12 protein-coding genes and 1 pseudogene are annotated in these 16361 nt (G+C 44.7%); 4 read left to right on the forward strand and 9 right to left on the reverse strand.

Going from position 1 to position 16361, the window contains the following annotated elements; all coding sequences use genetic code 11:
* Positions 1–101: 101 nt before the first annotated feature.
* A complete protein-coding gene (locus QUB24_RS07780; protein ID WP_333152158.1) occupies positions 102–1376 on the reverse strand; it encodes a molybdopterin-binding protein in 1275 nt (424 codons plus the stop codon).
* 117 nt (positions 1377–1493) lie between these two features.
* On the opposite strand from QUB24_RS07780, the gene QUB24_RS07785 reads away from it, so the two are divergent.
* The 4 genes from QUB24_RS07785 to cobO all read left to right on the forward strand — a co-directional run bounded on the left by QUB24_RS07785 (position 1494) and on the right by cobO (position 4228).
* Positions 1494–2111 (forward strand): hypothetical protein, encoded by a 618-nt coding sequence (locus QUB24_RS07785; protein WP_333152160.1) that lies wholly within the window; start codon positions 1494–1496, stop codon positions 2109–2111.
* 159 nt (positions 2112–2270) lie between these two features.
* Positions 2271–2849, forward strand: a complete 579-nt coding sequence (locus QUB24_RS07790; protein ID WP_333152162.1) for a Uma2 family endonuclease — start codon at positions 2271–2273, stop codon at positions 2847–2849.
* Positions 2850–2954: 105 nt separating this feature from the next.
* Positions 2955–3533: a Uma2 family endonuclease gene (locus tag QUB24_RS07795; RefSeq protein ID WP_333152164.1), complete on the forward strand. Its 579-nt coding sequence runs from the start codon at positions 2955–2957 to the stop codon at positions 3531–3533.
* A 59-nt stretch (positions 3534–3592) separates the two neighbouring features.
* Complete coding sequence (gene cobO / locus QUB24_RS07800) at positions 3593–4228, forward strand: cob(I)yrinic acid a,c-diamide adenosyltransferase (RefSeq protein ID WP_333152166.1); 636 nt, start codon at positions 3593–3595, stop codon at positions 4226–4228.
* A gap of 396 nt (positions 4229–4624) precedes the next feature.
* Here the strand turns inward: cobO and QUB24_RS07805 are convergent, their stop codons facing one another.
* The 8 genes and pseudogenes from QUB24_RS07805 to QUB24_RS07840 all read right to left on the reverse strand — a co-directional run bounded on the left by QUB24_RS07805 (position 4625) and on the right by QUB24_RS07840 (position 16165).
* On the reverse strand, positions 4625–7162 hold the full coding sequence (locus tag QUB24_RS07805) for a CHASE4 domain-containing protein (RefSeq protein WP_333152169.1): 2538 nt from the start codon (positions 7160–7162) through the stop codon (positions 4625–4627).
* Positions 7163–7234: 72 nt separating this feature from the next.
* Positions 7235–8488 (reverse strand): RNA-guided endonuclease IscB, encoded by a 1254-nt coding sequence (gene iscB, locus QUB24_RS07810; RefSeq protein WP_333152171.1) that lies wholly within the window; start codon positions 8486–8488, stop codon positions 7235–7237.
* Positions 8475–10187, reverse strand: coding sequence for a group II intron reverse transcriptase/maturase (gene ltrA, locus QUB24_RS07815; RefSeq protein WP_333152173.1), 1713 nt, complete (start codon positions 10185–10187; stop codon positions 8475–8477). Before ltrA ends, iscB begins: the two co-directional genes overlap by 14 nt.
* A 582-nt stretch (positions 10188–10769) precedes the next feature.
* Positions 10770–10907, reverse strand: a pseudogene (locus QUB24_RS07820) (RRXRR domain-containing protein); the annotation flags it as partial.
* A 142-nt stretch (positions 10908–11049) separates the two neighbouring features.
* Positions 11050–11307: a hypothetical protein gene (locus QUB24_RS07825; protein ID WP_333152174.1), complete on the reverse strand. Its 258-nt coding sequence runs from the start codon at positions 11305–11307 to the stop codon at positions 11050–11052.
* 209 nt (positions 11308–11516) lie between these two features.
* Positions 11517–12014, reverse strand: coding sequence for a hypothetical protein (locus tag QUB24_RS07830; protein ID WP_333152176.1), 498 nt, complete (start codon positions 12012–12014; stop codon positions 11517–11519).
* Positions 12015–12548: 534 nt separating this feature from the next.
* Positions 12549–13553: an RNA polymerase sigma factor, RpoD/SigA family gene (locus QUB24_RS07835; RefSeq protein ID WP_333035894.1), complete on the reverse strand. Its 1005-nt coding sequence runs from the start codon at positions 13551–13553 to the stop codon at positions 12549–12551.
* A gap of 878 nt (positions 13554–14431) precedes the next feature.
* Complete coding sequence (locus tag QUB24_RS07840; protein ID WP_333152178.1) at positions 14432–16165, reverse strand: ATP-binding protein; 1734 nt, start codon at positions 16163–16165, stop codon at positions 14432–14434.
* Between the last annotated feature and the right edge of the window lie 196 nt (positions 16166–16361).

The raw sequence follows: 16361 nt of genomic DNA on the forward strand, positions 1-16361 counted from the left end.
AATTTTAAATCACCCTAACCTTCCGTCAGTCCTATCCTATGGTACTCTCGCTGCTTAAAAACTGTCCGAAGTATTGATGACTAATGACTAATAACTAATGACTAATGACTAACTTTTAAAACTTCAACGAATTCGCCCGGTACAATCCAGGTGTCCCCTGGTGACAAAACTGCTAAACCACTCGTATTGGCGAGGTTAATTAAATTCGCTGAATTTTGGCTGCCGCTAGCAGGTTCAAATTCCCAGACTCCCGCAACTAAATGTAGTTTACCCCAAACATAAGTTTCGCGCTGACCGTGCGATCGCAATTCAGCATTACACCTAGCTTTGAGAAACTCCGGCCCCCAAGCATCCGGGCCAAGCCCAGACATCTTTCTCAAAGCAGGCACAACAAACCGCCAACAGCAGACTAAAGCCGAAACCGGATTTCCCGGCAAACCAAAATAGAGACAATCCGAACTCAAACTCGGAGAATCATCATTTTTTTCACCTCGTTTAAACTCAGCAACCGTTAAAGGTTTCCCCGGCTTAATCGCCACAGAACTAATGTGAACTTTTCCTCCCAAATCCGCCAAAATTTTCTCGACATAATCGTAGTCTCCTACCGAGACGCCGCCCGTAGAAAGCACCACATCCGCCGTCGCCACAGCCCCGGATATCGCCTTGTTTAACGCATCTTCATTATCAGGAACAATCCCCAATCGAATTGGTTCAAATCCCATTTGTGCCAACAAAACTGTCAAAGCATACTGATTCGAGTCTACCAGTTTACCCGGTGTCAAAGGTTCGTCAGGCGATACCAATTCGTCACCTGTAGAAAAAATTGCCACCCGCAGCGGCCGATAAACAGGAACTTGAATGCACTGGGCAGTTGCTAACACTGCCATTTCTGGGGCGTTGATAACTGTACCGGGAGTTAGCAAAGTTGTTCCTGCTTGATAAAAAGCGCCTTTGTGTCTGACAAATGCTTGCGGTTTTTCAGGAGGAACTAAGATAAAAATACGATCGCCCTCACGCCTCGTTTCTTCCTGTATTACCACCGTATCAGCACCCGCAGGCATCACCCCACCCGTAAAAATTCGCGCCGCTTGCCCGGATTGGACGGTATTTTGAGGCTGATATCCGGCTGGAATCTCTTCAACTACTTCGAGTACCACTGGTTTTTCGGCGCTACAGTTTTCCACATCCGCAAACCGCACCGCGTACCCATCCATTGCTGAATTATCCCAATAAGGAAAATCCAGGGAACCAGTGACGGGTGCAGCCAAAATGCGCCCCGATGCTGCCAGCAAGTCTACAGTTTCTACATCCCGCTGACTGTCGAGGGGTTGCGCCAAATTTAGAACGATCGATTCTGCTTCTTTCACTGACAGCATGACTGTCTCCTTGTTTTGATAACACTCATGATTAAGTTTAGCAAAATATCCAGAGATATTGGTGATATAATTTTTTTTGATGTGGGCAGTAAACCTAATTTCTGGTGTTAATTGCTTATGACTATTTCTCGTTTGGTTGTTAGGCTCAATTGTTTATCCTTATTTGTGGTGGCTATCCTGATAGTTTTTACTCAACTTTCCGGGTTAAAAGTCAGCGATTTATTCTTTCCGCCTTATTCTTATTCCCATCCCAATGTCGCCTTGTTAACTCGGACTTTCCAGATTTTATGTTCTGTACCCGTCATTGTTTGTACTTTTACCTATAAATTAGCTCAAAGTATTCAACCGCGCACTTCAGAAAATCGATTTATTCTGTTTTCGGCTTTGTTAACAGGTGGATTTTTACTAAATGAAATTTACAGAATTCATATATATATGGTAGCAGGGGGAATTCCTAAGCTAGGAGTAAGTCTTTTGTACGCCGTTGTTTTGTCCTCCTACGGATGGTTTTTTCGGCGAGAACTACAGTTAACTCCCTACCAAATATTGTTAGCGGGTGTAGGCTTGTTGTTTTTTGCGATCGGCGTAGATGCCCTGCATTTAAAAAACAAAATATTCTCCAGTTTACTAGAGGGAGTACCTAAACTGTTTAGCGAAATCAACATTGCATTTTATTATTGGTATGTCTGTAAGTGTTTCCTCAAAAAAGCGTTTGACAAAACTATTAATAGCTAGTTATAATGATGTGATATAATGAGCAAAAGTGCATAAAAATATATCCATTAAATCCTCTTAACTCTTAATAAGATTTACAGCATCTGCATCGCTCGGCCTTGAGCCGCATTCATATACATAATCTGGCTTAAAAGTTCCAACGCATCCTGATAAAATACCATGATAGCAGTTACAATCAACCTCAACTCCATAGTTAAACTAACCGACGACCAATTTTATCAACTGTGCCGCGAAAACCCCGATGTCAAATTTGAACGCAACGCCAAGGGAGAAATAATCATCATGCCACCCACAGGAGGAGAAACCGGAAATTACAATTCAGAAATTAATGCGGATTTTGTGATGTGGAATCGACAAACTCAACTGGGAATTTGTTTCGATTCTTCAACTTGCTTCAAACAGCCCAGCGGTGCAAACCGTTCTCCCGATGTCTCTTGGATTGAAAAATCAAGATGGGATGCACTCACTCCCGAACAAAAACAAAAATTTCCTCCCATTGCCCCGGATTTTGTCTTAGAGTTAATGTCGCCAACAGACAGCCTCAAAGATACTCAAGACAAAATGCAAGAATACATGAATAACCAAGTAAAACTAGGCTGGTTAATCAACCGCAAAACCCGGCGAGTCGAAATCTCTCGCCAAGGACAAGAAATAGAAGTTTTGGAATGTCCAACAGAACTTTCAGGAGAGGATGTTTTGCCCGGTTTCGTGCTAAATTTGCAGCTAGTCTGGGCGTAAGGCAAAATTGGCTTTAACAACAATATTTTCGGGGCGAACAGACTACCTGCATCGCTCAGCATTCATGTGCCATTAAAATACTCCAAATGCAGCCTCTAAAATACCATGATAGCAGTTACCATTAACTTCAACTCGATCGCCCAAATAACCGACGACCAATTTTATCAACTGTGCCGCGAAAACCCCGATGTCAAATTTGAACGCAACGCCAAAGGAGAAATAATCGTCATGCCACCCACAGGAGGAGAAACCGGAAATTACAATTTTGAAATAGCTACTGATTTTGGAATTTGGAACCGACAAACTCAACTGGGAATTTGTTTCGATTCTTCAACTTGCTTCAAACTGCCCAGCGGTGCAAACCGTTCTCCCGATGTCTCTTGGATTGAAAAATCAAGATGGGATGCACTCACTCCCGAACAAAAACAAAAATTTCCTCCCATTGCCCCGGATTTTGTCTTAGAGTTAATGTCGCCGACAGACAGCCTCAAAGATACTCAAGACAAAATGCAAGAATACATGAATAATCAAGTAAAATTAGGCTGGTTAATCAACCGCAAAACGCGCCGAGTCGAAATCTATCGCCAAGGACAAGAAATAGAAGTTTTGGAATGTCCAACAGAACTTTCAGGAGAAGATGTTTTGCCCGGTTTCGTGCTAAACTTGAAAACACTGTGGCAATAACTAGACATCTTGCATCTATCAGCGTTTATTTGCGTTCATCTGCGGTTTAAAAAAATCTAATGGAAACCAATACAGAAACTACTGCAACCACTGGCTTAACAGCCCAACAACACAAACAGAAAATGCAGCGCCGCCAAGAAGTGCAATCACAGCGAATCGCTAACTCCTCCAAAGAAAAAGGTTTAATTATAGTCAATACGGGTAACGGTAAAGGCAAAACCACGGCCGCTTTGGGAATGGTTGTGCGATCGCTCGGTCACGGATACCGCGTCGCCATAGTACAATTTATCAAGGGAGCTTGGGAACCAGCAGAAAAAGCCGTTTTTCAACTCTGGGAAAAACAGCTAGAATTTCACGCAATGGGAGAAGGCTTTACCTGGGACACGCAAGACCGCGATCGAGATATCGAAACAGCTCAAAAAGCCTGGGAAAAATCCCTAACTTTTATCTGCAATCCCGAATTTAAATTAGTTCTTCTAGATGAAGTCAATATAGCATTAAAACTAGGTTATTTGCAAGTCGAGCAAGTGCTTTCCGGGTTAGACCAAAAACCCGAAGAAACCCACATTATTTTAACAGGCAGAGGCGCCCCCCCAGGGCTAATCGAACGGGCAGACTTGGTGACAGAAATGACTTTAGTTAAGCATCCATTCCGAGAACAAGGCATTAAAGCTCAAGCAGGTATTGAGTATTAAAGTTGTTGGTCTTCAAGAGTTTAGTCCTAAGTAAGTCGGCGCCAAAAAACGCCCCTATGTAAACGAGGGCAAAGTCTCCAAATGCTCTCTACTGGCTAACTTAAACCTGTTTACATAGTGTTACATTATTCGGTTTAATCTTGCCTACCTACTTAATTACCTAAAAGCTGATTGGGAGTGGACTGATATTATGTCCGGTCGATTACCCCTAATACGGTAGGGGCGGGTTCACGAAAAATATCTGCCAATAATTGACAATCTCAAAAACCCGCCCTTTTAATCGCGGTAACTCGATCGGACAGGATATGAAGCCCTGACTACAAACCGTATGTATGTTGTTTCTAGTCAGGACTTTTTACCAAATCTAAAATCTAAAATCTAAAATCTAAAATCGAGCTATGCTGGCAACATCAGAGTAAAAGTTGACCCCTTCCCAAACTCGCTATTGACAGTAATTTCTCCCCCCAGCATCTGAGAGTATTTCTGCGCTATTGCCAAACCCAAACCAGTACCTCCGTACTTGCGGGTAGTCGAAGCATCAGCTTGCGTAAAAGGTTGAAATAACTTTTGTAGCTGTTCAGGAGTAATCCCAATCCCCGTATCCGTACACTTAATAATTAACTGTTCCGAATCCCAACTATTCTCGTCATTTTTAATTCTTTCAACGCTGAGTGTAATTGTCCCTTTATGAGTAAACTTAGCTGCATTACTGAGCAAATTAAACAAAATTTGAGTAAACTTAATTTGATCGGAATACAATTCGCCAATATTATTAGGACATTCCACATTCAGGCGATTAGTGTTCCGCAAAAATAGCGGTTCAACAGTTCTGGCTACATCTTGAACTGCCTCGGACACGTCAAAAGTTTCTAATTCCACTTCCGCATGACCGGCTTCAATCTTCGACAAGTCCAGAATATCATTAATTAAGGAAAGTAAAAGCTGGCCTGAATTGTGAATTCTCTCCAAATCAGACACAAAATTTTCTTCGCCCAAATCTAAAGCCTCTTCTTGCAGAATCTCGCTGTAACCGATAATCGCATTCAGAGGAGTTCGCAGTTCGTGGCTCATGTTAGCCAAAAACTGACTTTTAGCCAAACTAGCTGCTTCTGCGGCTTCCTTTGCCTTGTAGAGTTCGGCCTCGGCTTTCAAGCGGTCGGTCACGTCGTGAGCAAGCACTAATTCAGCATTTCTGCTATCAAATAGCATGGCATAAGAAGTAATTTCTACATCAATAATTGTTCCGTCTTTTTTCTGGTGCTGCCACACACCTGCAAACTCAATACCGGCATCTACTGGAGAGATATTTTCTATCAATCTCGGCATCTCTTGGGGGGGACGAATGTCCGCAACGGTCATCTTGAGAAATTCGTCGCGAGTGTAGCCGTAATGTTCGACTGCTGCCTGATTGACGGCTATAAATTCCAGAGTTTCTAAATCGTAAACCCACATCGGATGGGGGTTATTTTTAAACAAAAGTCTGTACCGTTCTTCCGAGGCTCGCAGTTCGGCTTCGGCTTGCTTGCGCTCGGTAATGTCGCGGACAACAGTGCAAATAATCTCGCGGCCGCCGTAGGAAATCACGCTCCCGCTCACTTCTACATCCACGCAGGAACCGTCTCGGCGGCGGTAGAGAACTTCGCCAATTCTGAATTGTTTGTCCGTCAGCAGCAACTCGATATTGTTGTCAATTAGGTCTTTAGAGTAAGCGATGATATCGTAAATAGTCAGTTGCGAAATCACATCAAGACTGTAATCGAGCAACTCTCTAAACGCTGTATTGGCTTCCAAAAGACGTTTGGTTTGAGCGTCCCACAGGAAAATGCAATCTGTAGCTTGCTCAACGACGGCTCTGTAGCGGGCTTTTTCCTCAAGTTGTTCGCTGTCGGCTTGGGCGATCGCACTCAACATTCCGTTGATAGTATGGGCAAGGTCGGATAACTCATCTTCGCCCGTCACTGGCAGTCGCACCGAGAGGTCTTGGCTGCTGCTGACTTGGTTGACCGCTTTCGCCAAACCGCTCAACCGAGACAGTACAAGACGCTCTAGCAGTAGCAGAGTGCAGCCGATCAACCCAATTCCCGCTAACGCTACAGACACCAGCAGGTACAGCAAACTAATCTGACCTTGCCGGTATATTTCTCTGGGGATATCCACCCGCAATAGCAGCGCAGGTTGGTTGTAAATATCCCTGATCAAAGCGTAACCCGCGATCGACTCTTCGCTTAAAGGACGCACCAAAATCGGTTTTTTTTCCGACAGTTTCTCCCGCGCTTTCTGAAAGTCTGCAGGCAACCGAGCCTCATTCACGCTGTGTACGATTAGCGGCAAGCGAGTAATTTTAGAAACCTTCGCAATCCCCGCAGCATCCAAATTGCGCCCGAATATCACCGTACCTCGGATCGGGCCGGTGCTTTTAGTCGTGAGAATTGGCCGGGAAGTAATCAGTATTGGCCCTGACGGTAGCAGCAAGATACCAGCGATGCTGCTTTTGGGGTTCGGGTGTTGCAACAGCGGGTCGCTGAGAGAAATATGCTGTTTTAATGCTTCTGGAACAGGCGTTAATTTCAGCTTTTCGCTGTCTAAACCTGTACCGTAAACTATTTGGCCAGAAGTATTGACAAATACGGCTATATTAACTCTTACATTAGAGAGCCCTTCTGGAATTAAATTGGAGGCAATGAATTCTGAGTTGCGGTTTTGGATAAAATCGTAGGTGTCGTCCCAGGCCGACCAGTCGGCAAAACGAGAGTTGAAGTCATCTGCGGTTTGCCCGAACACGCTGAGCACTCCCTTGACCACCTGTGTGGCTTCTTGTTCCTCTGCTTTGATCAGGCTGCCCAAGAGGATGCTTGAGGAGGCGACATACAGAATGCTAGTCAGTCCAGCGATGGTAATGCCAATTATCGATAGTGTTTTCCGACGCAGTTTCATCTGTATTCCCCCTTGGAGACTCCCACTGTACCTGTACTCAGGTCAGTGGCGAGAGGAAAAGGGGGGCAAGGTTTAGGCCGCATATGAATAACCATCCTTTCTATGAACAAGTGAACAATATTTGTGACTAATTCCTGACACCAATCCCGAGGCGGAAATATTGAAGGAACCACTGGTTCTTACGGCAACACGTCCAACGTATATACCAACCTTTTTACCAGACGTTACAACCGCCTTGACGATATCTCCCGTTTGAAAACCTTTAACAAACTTAAACCTGGGAACATAGCGGGACGGGAAACCCAATTTGTCGGTACGACACATTTGGCGTGTCCCATGTCCAGTCGCTTTAATTAACAATGGCTTGTTTATTAAAACTTTCAACGATTCAATTCTGCCGACACAAGCTGCATCTAGCCAGTGAGTTTTAGCTAAATTTAATCGAGTGCGATTGAACTTTGTTAAACCGCCACTGCCAGTAGAAACTGGTAAGCCAGTCATACAGAGTCGGTTAAATAACGCCCAACGAGTAGAATTAACCGCTGTTGCATCTTTCAAAGGACGTTTTGCTTGAGACAGAATCTGTTTCAAAACCTCTGGTTTTTTCGAGAGAAACTGCTCAATATTCTGAGTTCCTTTCTTGATATTACATTTTTCGCAAGCAAGGCAAAGATTAGAAATACGATCAGATCCGCCCTTGGCTTTGGGATGAATTTGCTCTACTTGTAGAGGTGTATCAACAACTCCACAATACGCGCACTTTCTCTCCCATTTATTGAGTAAATATTCGCGGATCTCGTAGCCACATAAAACACCTTGCTGATACTCCACTCCGCTAATTTCCGGGTTTTCTATTTGCTGGAGGTCGAACCGGACAAGTTCTTGAACAACAGAAGAAATTGGCGCAACCTTTATCAATCTAGTTACCCATGTTAGGGTTGTTTCGACACGATGTTGTAAGCTTGGAGTCAGCCACCCTTTCGGGCGAGTTCTATTTAATAATCTAGCTTTTCGGTAGCGGGTATGACGATTTCTTCTGCCTCTACGCAATGAACGGCGAGACTCCAGACCAGCTTTGATAGCTTGCCCCCTGTGGGTTAGTTCTGCGCCAAAGATTACGTTTTCTCCTTGGACTAATGCGATTCCCGTGGTTTGGGAGCCAGGGTCTAATTTAAGAGTGATTGGTTCCTGGGGTGCTGTTATCTCTACCTTGAGGTCGGGTAAGAGGGCATACGTCGCCGCATCCCCCTCCCCAACGAACCGGACGTGACACTTTCGCATCATCCGGCTCTGGCATTCTTGGACTCCGAGGTTATTTAGTACCATGAACTTTCCTGTGACAAATTTGGTGAAGGTGTATAAGATTGTCGATTTCATCTGTGCCTTCATTTGTCACTTCAGTTATGTGGTGAGTGTGGATTTGTTCTCCGTTTAGCAGGTAGTCTCCGCATTCAGTGCATCTCCAGTGCTGGAATTGAGCCACTTTGTAGAGCTTCGAGCCTTTAGCCCATACGCTACTACCCAGTGAGGATTGGCGTTTCTTCCAGTAATCTACTTTGGTTGAGTCATCTGGACTAGCTGCGCCTTCAACCTTTGTATGTCTCAGGATTGGGATGTCACTTACATCCTTGAGATAAAGTCTCTTTCTTTTTCCTGTTCTATCCTTAGTGTCGGCAAAGAATGTCCAGTGGTCATTTCCCAGTACGGTAAAGTATTTGTTCTTTACCCATTTGAGATGTTTCTGGTGGTGTCGTCTTTTACACCATTGCCATAGCATTTGTACCATTCTATGGTTGAATGTAGCGAAGATTTCCTTGCTGGAGCAGTGCCTGTAATAGTTCGCCCATCCTCTTAGTATAGGGTTTAAATGTTTGATGACTTCTTCCGGTTTTACCGTTTTGTGTCTTTTGAGCCATCCTCTAATTTCTCTGAGTTTGGCAATCATCTTATCCTTTTGAGGTTTGCAGAGCGTGGTTCCATCTGAGTAGCTTCGGATTGTAAAACCGAGGAAGTTGAACCCATCTCGCTTATTGACGATGTTGGTTTTTTCTTCGTTCAGTTCTAGTCCTCGCTTTTTCAGCCATTCCTTGATTTCAGGCAAAATAGCTTCCAAGTCTTCCTTTGTTTCGGCTGTGACAAGGAAATCATCGGCATATCTGATGTACCCAAATCTAGGATAATACCTGTTTGTGTAGTAGGTTTTGCCTTTGTATTCCCCACTCTTGCTCTGTTTGACTTTCTGGTGGTTGGATAATACTTCTCCTTCCAGTCCGTCTAGGGCGATGTTAGCCAGAAGTGGGCTAATGATACCGCCTTGGGGAGTGCCTGTTTCTGTTGGGTTAAACTTGTTAGCCTCCACGTAACCTGCTTTTAGCCACTGTTTGATTAGTTCTTTGCTAGGAATTTCTCCAATAGCATTGAGTACGTATTCGTGGCTAATGTGGTCAAATGCTCCTTTAATATCTGCGTCTAGAATCCATTCATCGCCTCCCTTTCGTAATCGGGTATGAACTTGTTCTATTGCATCGTGAGAGCTTCGCCCTGGTCGAAAACCATAGCTGTTGGCTTCAAATAAGGCTTCCCAACTCGGCTCCAGTGCGTTTTTGACCACTGCTTGCATCACTCTATCTTTGAGAGTTGGTATCCCCAAAGGACGCTTTTTACCATTTGCTTTTGGAATGTATATCCTTTTAGCAGGTTTTGCTTTCCAAGGGTTCAGCTTCAGGATTTCGTGTATTAGTTGGATTCTCATCTGAGGGTTGAGAGCAAGTTGGTTATCCACTCCTGCTGTTTTCTTCCCTTGGTTAGTTTGAGTGACCCGTCTAACTGCAAGTAGCAGGTTGGACTTACTTTTTAACATAAGTGAAGTAAGGCTCCTGACCTTATTCCACTCATTCCTCTGAGTCGCACGATAAATTCTCTGTCTGAGATTTCTCACCACCTTTGTAGCAGCTTTCCAATTAAGGTCTGCCCATTTCTCAGGTAATGCGTCTGTTCCGATTTCGTTACCGAATCTATCTTTCACAGAAGTTTGATTTCCTTACGTTGGTTTATCGTTAAACACCTGCCAGAATTTGGCAACATTCAGTTGGAGCAAATCTTGAACTCCTATCTGCGGCATTACCCACAGCATTCGCTTTTTCTGGCATCCTTTACCCTCTAGGTATTCTGCTTTCCTTACGGTTGGCTTACTCAGACTTCGACCTGTACTGAGAACCTATAGGGCTTTCCGCAGTTCTATGTGTTTGAGATTCGTCACGGGTCGGGTTCCATCTCTACTCCGGTGGGATTATATTTCGTCGAACTAGAGAATCATCAACTCTAGTTCTACCCCCTTACCTTTTGGTGAGAGTGTTTCAGCCTGATTTCACTCTTTATTCATCACGAAATGTACAAACGATGGTTACTGGTGATTAACCCTTTCGTGCTTCCCCTTGCTCCTTTCCAACGCGAGGCTGTTAGATTAGGCTACTTTCGTGGTCTGCATTCCATTAGGTTCATTATTTACTACTAACGTGACCGGGGTAGCGTGACCCTTTTACGTGGGGACAACGGGACGAAATCCGTTGGGAGAGAAGGCTCTCCACTCAGAACACGTAGCTTAACTACGTCGCGCAATTATCGTGAATGGATACCTCCTGAAAACAGCAGCTTTGCCAGTGGTTAGCAATTTGCGAGCCATTCCTGGGCGGATTGGATTGAGCGGTCTTTTTTGGGTATCAAGTACAAAAACAAAATTAGACATTTAAGTCCTCCCTTGCGGGGTAATGTTTGCTTCGTCAATGTTTAAGGTCGGTAACTATTTCAAAAGCACTGGCTTAACCCTTACACCTGTTTAACTTTTGAATTCTAGAGCAGAAAACTAGCACGCATTTTCTGGTAGGTACTTAAACGCTTACCTTAAACGTAGTGGGCGAACCACTTAGACTGGTCAACTCGGCAATTTCTGTGCCCACACCGTATCGGTACTCCGTAGCTTGCGGGTCGCGTAGGGACATCGGTGTCGGGTGATTGACCTTGCCATGTGTGTGGTGTCCGTCCGCAATTCTCAACTCAGGAGCAATTTTACTACTGTTTCCTGAACCCTGACCGAAAGCAATTTGGTTCGGGGGCGCCCGATTTATCAGTGGGGTTGCTTTCTTCAATTCTAAAATCTCAAATCTCAAATCTCCAATCTCAAATCGATAATTCTCAACTCCAGAGCAATTTTACTACTGTTTCCTGAACCCTGACCGAAAGCAATTTAGTCCGGGGGCCCCCGATGTATCAATGGGGTTGCTTTCTTCAATTCTAAAATCTCAAATCTCAAATCTAAAATCTAAAATCGATTGACTGGTGGCGCAGCGCGTGTTTCCTACTTTTGCCACACCTGCTCTTTGTGAGATTCTTTACAAATACCCAAGATGCGCTGATCGTTCTCGCTGATGATGGAAATTGGGTAATACTGTTGCAGGTTTACGGAGTAGGGAGAGCGACTGCCGTCGTAAGTGTCCACTACTGTTAAATTTAACTGAGTTAGCTCGCCCGTGCCGTAAAAACAGTAAAAAGCAGACCGAGGCAGGTAAAAAGCCCCGACTACCTTACTCTGCCGCATTTCAAATACAAAATATTCTTGTTTAAGTTCCTCTGGCTGGCTCGACTGGCCGTAGAGGTAAATGCCATCTGCTAAACCTGTGCTAGCTGTATCTGGCCCAGGAGTTGGCGGGGATTGCGAGCTAAAAACGCCGGATTTGATGTCCGAGTCGTGTGCCCGGTGTGCGGGGAATGCGATGCTGAAGTTACCGGGCGAGAGAGCAAGCACGATCGCGATCGCTTCTAAACTTCCTGTCAATATCAAATAAGTCAAAACCACTCCAGACCCCAAAATTTAAAATAGCTGGTTCCAAGCGCCTCTTGTACCAGTTTCACAAAGATTGTAGAGAAACCGGGTATTTGGCTTAATATTGGCTATTAACTTGAATGAACAATCGCCCGCCCGGTTCCTGAAGTTAAATCTAAGATTAGTTTTGACAAATTTTGCCTCCGCCCCGATCGGGCGATCGACCCGTCAATCGATTTTAGATTTTAGATTTTAGATTAAAGAATTGAACCATTGACCTCACGGATAAATTCGGGGGGCAAGTTTCTCGGATACAGGTTTTTTATTTCTGGACGAATGAATCCGGGGGCTTGTATCCTGGATGCTTTCGGTCAAATGATACCATTTTAGATTTTAGATTTTAGATTAAAGAGTTGAATAATTTGGCGTGACCTATTCCATAAGGGTTTGGATCACGGGCTTCCAGTTCCATTCTTTTTTTTAACTGGTATAAAATTATCCTTCCCAGCAGCGCCAACACGAAAAAAAAAGTTGAGATTTTGGGGAAAATCTCAACTTTTTTAGTGACTAACTCGCCAAATATTCTCGGACTTGAGATTGGCGGCGGCGCAGGTGGGCAAGGGCTTGATGTTCTAGCTGCCGCACCCGTTCCCGGCTGAGATTTAACCGTTCTCCGACTTTCGCCAGAGACATTTCGGTGCCGTCTTCCAAACCGAAGCGCAGAATTATTACATCTCGCTGCTGGGGGGTAAGTTCTGATATCAAAGTATTGAGGTCTTGCCGCAGTAATTCCGAGGTAATGTAGTTGTCTGGAGATGCCGTTTCGTCTTCTAAGAGTTCTTGCAGTTCGGTATCTTGGTTGTCTCCTACCCGCAAGTCCAAAGAAACTGGATGTCTTGCCATCAGCAGGTATTCCCGAATTTGGGAAGGGTGCAGTTCCAAAGCGGCGGCAATTTCTCCGGGGGAGGGAGACCGGCCCAACTGCTGGGTGAGTTCCCGCTGCACTTTTTTGATTTTGTTGAGTTTTTCGGTGATGTGAATGGGCAATCGAATTGTGCGGGCGTGTTGGGCGATCGCGCGGGTAATTGCTTGCCGAATCCACCAGTAGGCGTATGTGGAAAATTTGTATCCCCGCATCGGGTCAAATTTTTCGACTCCTCGTTCTAAACCGAGGGTGCCTTCTTGGATTAAATCCAAGAATTCCATATTGCGTTTCTGGTATTTTTTGGCGATCGCCACTACTAGCCGCAAATTGGCTTCAATCATCTTTTGCTTGGCCCGCCGCCCTATGTGTAAGATCCGGCTAAGTTCAGGTTCGGTCAACTCCATTTCGGCAGCCCACTCTTGATTCGTCAGATCCCGCTGCCATTCTTTAGCAAGTGCTTGTTTTGCTTCGATTAATTTCATCATTTGCTGCACCTGCTTCCCGAAAACAATTTCTTCTTCTCGGGTTAGCAGGGGTACGCGACCGATCTCGTGCAGATAGGTACGAACCGTATCCGTTGAGGAGTATGGCCGGCTGCCCATGCGATCGGCTTTCACTGTTTTGTTTTTGGGGGTTGTGGTGGACATGGGTGAGTATTGCACTCCTTGTAACAACAGATAAAAAGTTGGTGATACCCTGTCCCACTTTTACAAGTGGGATAAAGACTGCGACAAAGGGGATGTTTCCCCTCTTGTTTATCGGTGACGATCGGTAGAAGCTTTTTGTTTGGGATTACTTTTGTGCTTGATTTTCCAGTAATCGCGGTCGATTTTCGGTAGCTCGCTAGCTTTAACGGCTAGTTTAAGGCGAAGTGAAGCAAGAGTTTAGTTTTCTCAATATTATTCCCAATTTTGAGGATCGTAAAGAGTAAAAACCTCTGTCTTAAGGTCAAGATTCTACATTTTTCCTTAAGGTTTTGAATTCCCTGTTAGTTTTAACTGCCACTCAACTTCACAATACTCATGCAAACAGACTCATGCAATTCGAGGGCTTTGTTTTGCTCTCTGTTCCATCATCGCTTGAAATTTTCTCGCTGCCTAGATGGTGGGATGCGAGATAACCGAACTCGATCGCCGTATTAGATGCCAGTAACTGTTTAAAATATTTATTGACATTTTTATTTAAATATGCTAATCCAATTCTGCTACGAGTAATGACAAGGTGTATAAAGGCTGGCTGTTGCCCTGTTTGACTTTCATTGTGCCCCTAGGCTCCATCATCTCCATCATCTTTAAGCTTATGCAAATTTTGGGCAGTTAGGGATGAGGGGTGAGGGGGTGAAAGGGGAAAAGCTTCTGACGGAAAGCTGGGGCCTAATTTTTGGGACGTTCGATCGCACTTTTTCGTTTATAACTGAGGCAAAAATCTGATATTTCTGTCATTGACAGCGATCGTCAATTGTTCGCAAAGACTAATTTACAGGAAAATTTGCCTAAGTTCTGTAATGAATCTAGCAGTTATCAATCTAAAATCCCAAATCCATTTTAGCAGATTCTGCCTCGGCAAATACTTGTTCATCGGGCATTTCTTGCCAGTCAATATCCCCGATTTCTCTGTAGAATTGCTCGTCATAGGGGCGAGTTTGCACGACTACGGGCATGGGTACGGCGTGCCCCAAAACTAATGCTTGCTGTTTGGAGTCGAGTTTTGCCAAAACCGATCGCAAACTCTGCCCTCCCGAAACGCCGGTAAAAATAGCATCGATGTCTTTATCATCGTTTAGCAAAGCTGTGATCCGCGTTCCGACTTGCGACATGACTTCCGCGTCGATTCCTGACGGGCGCTGGTCTACAATTAGCAGGGTGACAAAGTATTTTCGCATTTCGCGGGCGATCGTACCGAAAATAGTCGATCGCACGATCGCCGGATCGAGAAAGCGGTGAGCTTCTTCAATGGTAATCACCAACGGCTGCGGCTTGTCGCACGGATTTTTGCTCATCAAAAACTTTTCAGCTTTCCCCACGTAAGATTCGTGAATGCGGCGAGTAATCACATTTGCTGCTAACATATATGACAGCAAATCCGAGTGGGAACCGAACTCAATCACTACATTTTTTCCACTATCCAAACACTGCAAAACTTCAGTTACATAATTTTTCGGACAGCGTTGGCGAATATATTTCAACTCTTTCAACCGCTCTAATTTCCGCTGCAAAGCCATAATCGAAGATTTATTCCCGCGCTTTTCTTCGCAAAACATTTGAATATCTTCATTGCTCATTTCCAGCAACTTGTTGATCCAACCGCTACCCAACTCGTTTCGCAAAATGATCGCATTTTCGATACTAGCTTCCGACAAATTCAACTCTCTCTGTACGAGGGAGATATCTTCCACTTCAATTTGATCGAAACTCAAAAACAACTCTTGAGCGTCGCGGACTCCCCGGCGTTTTGTCGATTCTGGATCGAGGGTATAAATCTGCATTTTATCGGGAAACAACTGCCGCAAACCTTTAACAGTGCTGAACTGTTTCCCTTCCGAAACAGCTTCCCACCCGTACTCCGAGTGCATATCAAAAATTAAATTAACAGCAGCCTGCTTGCGAATAATTCCCGACAATAGCAAGCGCGTCAGAAAAGATTTTCCCGTTCCCGACTTGCCAAAAACTCCGTTGCTGCGTTCCACAAACCGGTCTAAATCCAAGCACACAGCAACGTCCATGTCAATCGGTTTGCCGATCGCAAAATTGCGGCGATAGGGGTCATCTTCCCAGCCAAAAACAGCCCGAAAATCCGTTTCTTTGGCATCAAACACCTGGGAAAAGTGGCTGGGAATAGTTTTAACCGGCAGCAACTCAATATCCGCACCGCTTTGTGACTCAAAAGAAGCCAAATTTCCTAAAGCCAGCTTGTTCTCGCGAACTGGGCCGTTTTTCCTCGGGTCGAAAATTGCCTGCTGTTTTTCTCGTTCAGCAGTCAACATCAACATCGGCGACAGTTCGATCGTACCGTAGGTGCTGCTACCGGCTAGCACTGCGAGCAGAAAATCGTCGTCGGGATTGGGAGGATTCGATAAAATGCGGGCGCTAGAAGTTCCGAGAGACACGTCGGTGAGCATACAGAAAAAGTGCGATCGCACCCCCCGCACTACTAGAAATTTCCCCACCCTCATATCTTCCACCGAAACATCGGCGTGCAGTCGCACTTCTAATCCCTTGCTCAGGGAACCTTGAATAACAGAGCCTAACGGTCGATCCATTTTAGATTTTAGATTTTAGATTTTCGATTGTTAATAATCGAGCTATTTTCGCGGGGCGAGTTTTGATTGTAGATGTTTGATTGTTAACAGTCAACTAATATCGTTTCCGGTTGCATTGGAATCATAAAATCGAGTCAACAGTTAACACTCAACCATTCTGTTTTTCCACCCCTCCTTCAACAGTCAACAGTCAACA

The sequence above is a fragment of the Microcoleus sp. B9-D4 genome (assembly GCF_036705105.1).
Lineage (GTDB): Bacteria > Cyanobacteriota > Cyanobacteriia > Cyanobacteriales > Microcoleaceae > Microcoleus.

Excerpts from the sequence above, each read along its gene's own strand:
- QUB24_RS07780 (WP_333152158.1), bottom strand. The coding sequence starts at position 1,376 with ATGCTGTCAGTGAAAGAAGCAGAATCGATCGTTCTAAATTTGGCGCAA.
- QUB24_RS07785 (WP_333152160.1), top strand. The coding sequence starts at position 1,494 with ATGACTATTTCTCGTTTGGTTGTTAGGCTCAATTGTTTATCCTTATTT.
- QUB24_RS07790 (WP_333152162.1), top strand. The coding sequence starts at position 2,271 with ATGATAGCAGTTACAATCAACCTCAACTCCATAGTTAAACTAACCGAC.
- QUB24_RS07795 (WP_333152164.1), top strand. The coding sequence starts at position 2,955 with ATGATAGCAGTTACCATTAACTTCAACTCGATCGCCCAAATAACCGAC.
- cobO (WP_333152166.1), top strand. The coding sequence starts at position 3,593 with ATGGAAACCAATACAGAAACTACTGCAACCACTGGCTTAACAGCCCAA.
- QUB24_RS07805 (WP_333152169.1), bottom strand. The coding sequence starts at position 7,162 with ATGAAACTGCGTCGGAAAACACTATCGATAATTGGCATTACCATCGCT.
- iscB (WP_333152171.1), bottom strand. The coding sequence starts at position 8,488 with ATGGTACTAAATAACCTCGGAGTCCAAGAATGCCAGAGCCGGATGATG.
- QUB24_RS07835 (WP_333035894.1), bottom strand. The coding sequence starts at position 13,553 with ATGTCCACCACAACCCCCAAAAACAAAACAGTGAAAGCCGATCGCATG.
- QUB24_RS07840 (WP_333152178.1), bottom strand. The coding sequence starts at position 16,165 with ATGGATCGACCGTTAGGCTCTGTTATTCAAGGTTCCCTGAGCAAGGGA.